Annotated in this window: 6 protein-coding genes; 4 read left to right on the top strand and 2 right to left on the bottom strand. The window is 71.2% G+C overall.

What is annotated here, in order from left to right:
- Positions 1–26: 26 nt before the first annotated feature.
- The gene (locus tag H504_RS0107125; RefSeq protein ID WP_026422216.1) at positions 27–1,649 is read right to left on the bottom strand and encodes an ABC-F family ATP-binding cassette domain-containing protein; all 1,623 of its coding nucleotides are present in this window, start codon (positions 1,647–1,649) and stop codon (positions 27–29) included.
- 104 nt (positions 1,650–1,753) lie between these two features.
- Here H504_RS0107125 and H504_RS38480 point away from each other — a divergent pair, with 104 nt between their 5' ends.
- Both H504_RS38480 and H504_RS0107135 read left to right on the top strand, forming a co-directional pair.
- The gene (locus H504_RS38480; RefSeq protein ID WP_245614105.1) at positions 1,754–2,428 is read left to right on the top strand and encodes a phosphatase PAP2 family protein; all 675 of its coding nucleotides are present in this window, start codon (positions 1,754–1,756) and stop codon (positions 2,426–2,428) included.
- Positions 2,429–2,465: 37 nt separating this feature from the next.
- Positions 2,466–2,648 (top strand): hypothetical protein, encoded by a 183-nt coding sequence (locus tag H504_RS0107135; protein WP_157440260.1) that lies wholly within the window; start codon positions 2,466–2,468, stop codon positions 2,646–2,648.
- Between the two features lie 7 nt (positions 2,649–2,655).
- Here H504_RS0107135 and zapE read toward each other — a convergent pair whose 3' ends face one another.
- The gene (zapE, locus tag H504_RS0107140; RefSeq protein ID WP_026422218.1) at positions 2,656–3,684 is read right to left on the bottom strand and encodes a cell division protein ZapE; all 1,029 of its coding nucleotides are present in this window, start codon (positions 3,682–3,684) and stop codon (positions 2,656–2,658) included.
- 88 nt (positions 3,685–3,772) lie between these two features.
- Between zapE and H504_RS0107145 the strand changes: the two genes are divergently transcribed.
- Together H504_RS0107145 and H504_RS0107150 are read left to right on the top strand one after the other, a co-directional pair.
- Positions 3,773–4,486, top strand: a complete 714-nt coding sequence (locus H504_RS0107145) for a pyrimidine reductase family protein (RefSeq protein WP_051385585.1) — start codon at positions 3,773–3,775, stop codon at positions 4,484–4,486.
- A gap of 32 nt (positions 4,487–4,518) precedes the next feature.
- Positions 4,519–5,622, top strand: coding sequence for an ATP-dependent DNA ligase (locus H504_RS0107150; RefSeq protein ID WP_035303538.1), 1,104 nt, complete (start codon positions 4,519–4,521; stop codon positions 5,620–5,622).
- Positions 5,623–6,094: the final 472 nt, after the last annotated feature.

The raw sequence follows: 6,094 nt of genomic DNA on the forward strand, positions 1-6,094 counted from the left end.
CCCTTAAATCCGGCCCGGTCGACTCGTCAGCGCGCTCGGCGGACCCGTTGTTCGTCCCACACCGGCTCGGTCGACTCGGCCACCTCCCCGTCGGCGCGGAACACCAGGAAGCGGTTGAAGGAGCGGGCGAACCACCGGTCGTGGGTGACGGCGACCACCGTGCCCTCGTACGCCTCCAGCGCGTCTTGCAAAGCCTCCGCCGAGTGCAGGTCCAGGTTGTCCGTCGGCTCGTCCAGCAACAGCAGCGTGGCACCGGACAACTCCAGGAGCAGGACCTGGAACCGGGCCTGCTGCCCACCGGACAACGTCTCGAACCGCTGTTCGCCCGCGGCCGCCAGGCCGTACCGGCTCAGCACGGCCGCGGCGGAACCCCGGTCGAGACCGGACCGGCTGTCGTCCCCGTGCCACAGGATGTCGACGAGGGTGCGGCCGATCCACTCGGGGTGCTGGTGGGTCTGGGCGAACAGACCGGGGACGACGCGGGCGCCGAGCCGACACACCCCGGTGTGCGGCATGGAGTCCACATCGGACAGCAGGCGGAGGAAGTGGCTCTTGCCGGAGCCGTTCGAGCCGAGCACGGCGAGCCGGTCGCCGAAGAAGACCTCGGTGTCGAACGGTTTCATCAGGCCGGTGAGTTCCAGCGCGGCGCAGGTGATCACCCGGACGCCGGTGCGGCCGCCGGTCAGCCGGGGCTTGACCCGTTGCGGGCGCGGCGGGACCGGGGGCGGGCCCGCCTCCTCGAACTTGCGCAAGCGGGTCTGCGCGGCGTGGTAGCGGCTGGCCATCCCGTCGCTCATCGACGCCGCCCGCTGCAAGGACCGGACCAGCTCCTTGAGCTTCTCGTGCTCCTCGTCCCACCGCCGCTGCTGCTCGGCGATCCGGTCCCACCGGGCCTCGCGGGCGTCGTGCCAGGTGGCGAAACCCGCGGGGTGCGTCCACGCGGTGCCCGCCTCGACCGTGACGACCTGCGTGGCGACGGCGTTCAACAGCTCGCGGTCGTGGCTGATCAGCAGGACGGCCTTGTCCGACTCGGTGAGACGGTCCTCCAGCCAGCGCTTGCCGGGGACGTCCAGGTAGTTGTCGGGCTCGTCGAGCAGGAGGACCTGTTCGCGGCCGCGCAGCAGCGCCTCCAGGACGAGGCGTTTCTGCTCACCGCCGGACAGGGTGCGGACCTCGCGGAACCGGGCGCGGTCGTACGGGACGCCCAAGGCGGCGGTGGTGACCGTGTCCCACAGGACCTCGGCCGCGTACCCGCCCGCCTCGTCGTAGGACACCAGGGCCGACGCGTAGCGCATCTGGGTCGGCTCGTCGTCGACCTCCATCAGCGCGAGCTCGACCTCGTCCAACGCCAGGGCGGCCGCACGCAGGGCGGGCGGGGCGACGGCCAGCAGCAGGTCGCGGATCGTGCGGTCGTCCCGGACGGAACCGACGAACTGCGGCATGACGCCCAGGCCGCCGCGCACGGTGACACCGCCCTCCGGGGCGGTCAGCTCGCCCGCGATGATCCGCAGCATGGTCGTCTTGCCCGCGCCGTTCTCGCCGACCACGGCCACGACCTGACCCGGGCCGACCTTGAGCCCGGCGTCGCGGAACAGCACCCGCCCGTCCGGGAGGGTGTACGCCAGTCCGATCGCCTCGAGGTGTCCCACCGGGGAATGGTCGCGCGGAGCGACCGGGTCGGGCGACCGGATTTCGTGGCCTGTGGACAACCGCGGGCAGGGGTCGCGCCGTTCCAGGCATAGTGGGCGACGTGATGGGGCTGGAGGCGCACCGGTTGGTGCCGCGGTTCATGGTGCTGCCCGCGGTCGGCGTGGCGACGGCCTGCTTCGGCGTGGTCGGGTTGGTCGGCCGCGAGGTGACCGGGCCGGTGCCCGCGCTCGACCGGCTCGGTTTCGCCGCGGTGGACCGGGTGTTCGACCGGCTGCCCGGGTTCGCCGGGTCGCTGTCGTACGCCACCCACCCGGTGGCTCTGGTCGGTGTGATCATGCTCATGGCGGTCATCGCCCTTCGGGTGCGGCGGCCGCGGGTGGCGCTACTGGCCGTGGTGGGGCCGCTGGTGGCGGTCGCCGTCAACGGGTGGGTGCTCAAGCCGGTTGTCGGCCGCACCCTGGGTGGGCACCTCGTCTACCCCAGTGGACACACCACAACCCTTGTCGCCATCTTCACGGTGTTGACCCTGGTCACGGCGTCGAACGCGGTGCCGGGGCGGCGCATCCGGGCCACCGCGGGCACGGTGTTCGGCTGCCTGCCGCTGATCGGGGTGGCGGTGAGCGCGATTGTTGGCCTGCGCTACCACTACCCCACTGACACGGTCGGTGGTTCCTGCTGGGCCGTCGGCGCGGTGATCACCGTGGCCACCATGATCGACTTGGTGCCGGGGACACACCCGGCGCTTCGCCTCACCCGCGAACAGGCGTACCGTGCGTAACCTGGCAGTGCCTTTCGCGCGAACGGAAAGGATGGCGGTGACCGACACACCCATCTATGACCAGATACGCCAGGAACTGCGCGCCCAAGCCGAGGCGGAGCCGCAGTCGCGGTCGGGCAGGCAACGCGGCGAGCCGGACTCCGGCACCGGCGTGTCCGTCTGGGCGTTGATCGACGAACACCGCACCACCGAGCCCAAACCCGGCCGCCGCCGATCCTGACCGGCGCTCACCCCGGGTTGGCGGCGTCCCTGGACAGGGCGACCAGCCTGCTGACGGCGCGCAGGTACTTCTTCCGGTAGCCGCCGCGCAACATGTCCTCGGTGAACAACGCGGAAACGGGTTCACCGGACCCGACGACGGGGATGGCGCGGTCGTAGAGCCGGTCGGCGAAGGCCACGACGCGCAGCGCGACATCCTGACCGGACAAGGCGTGCACCCCGCGCAGGTGCACGGCGGCGACCCCGTCCACCAACTTCCCGTAGCGCGACGGGTGCAGCCGGGCCAGGTGCCCGCACAGCGCGTCGAAATCGTCCACTGTGGACCCGGGGAGCGCGGCAGCGCGGTCGGCCAGCTCGGCGTCGGACACCGGCGGCGGGGCGTCCGGCAGGCCGCGGTGGCGGTAGTCCGGCCCGTCCACCCGCACCACGGCGAACCGGGCGGACAACGCCTGGATCTCGCGCAGGAAGTCGTCCGCGGCGAAACGGCCCTCACCGAGCCGGTCCGGCAGCGTGTTCGAGGTCGCCGCGACGGACACCCCGGCGTCGGTCAGCTCCGCCAGCAGCCGGGTCACCAGCATCGTGTCGCCCGGGTCGTCCAGTTCGAACTCGTCGATGGCCAGCAGCCGGTGCCCGCTCAACCGGGCCACCGCCTCCCGGAACCCGAGCGCGCCGACCAGGTTGGTCAGCTCGACGAACGTCCCGTACGCCTTGGGGCCGGGCACCGCGTGCCACAGCGACGCCAGCAGGTGCGTCTTGCCGACCCCGAACCCGCCATCCAGGTACAGGCCGGGTTTGCCCGCCGGTGTGCCGGACCGGTTGCCGCCGAACAACCGCCGGACCAGCGACCGACCGCCGCCCCCGGTGACCCGGTCGGCGAACGCCGAGCACGCCGCCACCGCCGCCGCCTGCGACGGCTCGTCCGGGTTCGGCAGGTACGTGTCGAACCGGACCCCGTCGAACCTCGGCGGCGGCACCAGTTCGGCCACCAGTTCCTCGGGCGCGACCGCGGGCTGCCGGTCGACCAGGTGCGCGGACATGCGGGCGAGCGTAACGGCGTGCTCTGATGGACCCGTGCACAGGCTGTGGCCCCCCACCCCGCCGTCCCCAGGTCAGGCTTCCCCCGATGTGGTGGACGACCCGGAACTGGAGCGGCTCTACGACTACCCGCCGGACCTGGACCGGGCCTGGGTGCAGGCCAACTTCGTCGCCAGCATGGACGGCGCGGTCGCCGTCGACGGCCGGTCGGCGGGCCTGTCCAGCCCCGGTGACCGGCGGATCCTCGCCCTCGGCCGCGACCTCGCCGACGTCGTCCTGGTCGGCTGGGGCACCGCGCGCGCCGAGCACTACCGGGGGGTGAAGGAGACCGAGGTCCGCGCCGCCCGCCGGGCCCGGCTCGGGCTGCGGCCGCTGCCGCCGATCGCCGTCGTCACCGCGCGCGGATCGGTCGAACCGGACTCCCACCTGGTGCGCGACACCGTCGTCCCGCCGATCGTGATCACCACTGAGCTCGCCCCCGCGGCCCGCCGGTCGGCGCTGACGGTGGCGGGCGCCGACGTGATCGTCGCCGGGGAAACCGAGGTCGACCTGGGGATCGCGCTCGGTGAGCTGTCCCGCCGGGGCCTGCGCCGGGTCAACTGCGAGGGCGGGCCGACGCTGCTCGGGTCGCTGGTCGAGGCGGACCTCGTCGACCAGATGTGCCTGACCGTGTCACCCGTCCTGGCCGGGGGTGACGCCGGTCGCGCCGCCGTCGGTCCCCGCGCCGCACCCAGGGCGATGGCGTTGGCGTCGGTGCTGGCCGACGACGGGTTCCTGATGCTCCGGTACCGACGCGCGGGCTGATTTCCGCGCGCCACGGCCGCTGACAAGGCAAGATGGCCCTCGTGGCGCTTCCGCTGACCCCGCCGGTCCAACCCATGCTGGCCAAGACCGCGAAGTCCATCCCGGACGACGCGGGCCTGGTGTTCGAGCCCAAGTGGGACGGTTTCCGCTGCCTGGTGTTCCGGGACGGCGCGGAGATCACCCTGCAGTCCCGGTCGGGCAAACCGCTCAACCGGTACTTCCCCGAGGCCGAGACCGCCCTGCGCGAAGCCCTCCCCGACCGGGTGGTCCTCGACGGCGAACTCGTGGTCGACGTGAACGGCAGACTCGACTTCAACGCCCTCGCCGAACGCATCCACCCCGCCGCCAGCCGGGTCACCATGCTCGCCGCCCAAACCCCGTCCCGCTTCATCGCCTTCGACCTGCTGGCCCTCGACGACGACCTGTTCGTCGACGCCGCGGGCTACGACCGCCGCCGCCTGCTGGAAAACGCGCTCACCGTCACCGACCGCGTCCACCTGACCCCGGCCACAATGGACTCCGCCCTGGCCCGCCAGTGGTTCACCATCTTCGAAGGCGCGGGCCTGGACGGAGTCATCGGCAAACCAGCGGGCGGCCCGTACACGCCGAACAAACGCACCATGCTCAAGTTCAAACACTCCCGAACCGCCGACTGCGTGGTAGCGGGCCTCCGCTGGCACAAGGGCAGCACCCCCGGCGAAGCCGTCGGCTCCCTCATGCTCGGCCTCTACGACCGCACCGGAAACCTCAACCACGTCGGCGTCGTCGGCTCATTCACAGCAGCAGTCCGACGAGAACTCGCTGTTGACCTGGCAGACCTGATGGTGGGCGGAGGATCAAACCACCCATGGGTCAGCGGAGAACAAACCGACTCAGCCCGAGTCCCCGGCGCGATCAGCCGATGGCGAACCACCGAGCAACCCTGGGTACCACTCCGGCTGGAACGGGTCGTGGAAGTAGCGTACGAACACACAGAAGGCACCTACCCCAGCCGATTCCGCCACACAGCCCAATTCATCCGGTGGCGGCCGGATCGGGAGGCAGGGTCGTGTGATTATGAGCAGCTTGAGGAACCGGCCAACTACGACTTGGACGCGGTACTGCGGGGAGAGGTAAAAGCCCGCACCGACGGCTAATCAAAACCACCCCCCCCCTCACCGACAAAGCGCCACACCCACACCCACACCCTCCCCGCACACCCAAAAACCCACCACCCCTCATCAACGAAGCGCCACACCCAACACCACGCCCCCCCAAAAAAAGACTCCACCCCATATCGACGAAGTCCCACACCTGCACCGCGCGCCTCGGGACCCGCCGATCCCAACCGCCCGTTGTGGTGGAGTTGTTTTGTTTGGGGGGAGCGGTGGCCTAAGCCGGCTGGCGGGTAAGGCCACGCTTTCCAGTGGCCCCGCCTTTTAGCCTTACCCAGGCCACCGCTAGGGGCCCCAAACAAAACAACTTCACCACAACGGGCACTTCGCATTTATCTGGCGCCCGGGGCCGGCGTCGCCGCCAGGCGACAAGGCCGAATCTCGAGGCGCAGCCGAGGCCCAGAGTCCCCGCGTAGGCCCTCATGCCCCGAGACTGTCGGTGGGCTCGTCTAGG

It is taken from the genome of Actinokineospora inagensis DSM 44258 (genome assembly GCF_000482865.1).
In the GTDB taxonomy this organism is placed as follows: Bacteria; Actinomycetota; Actinomycetes; order Mycobacteriales; family Pseudonocardiaceae; genus Actinokineospora; species Actinokineospora inagensis.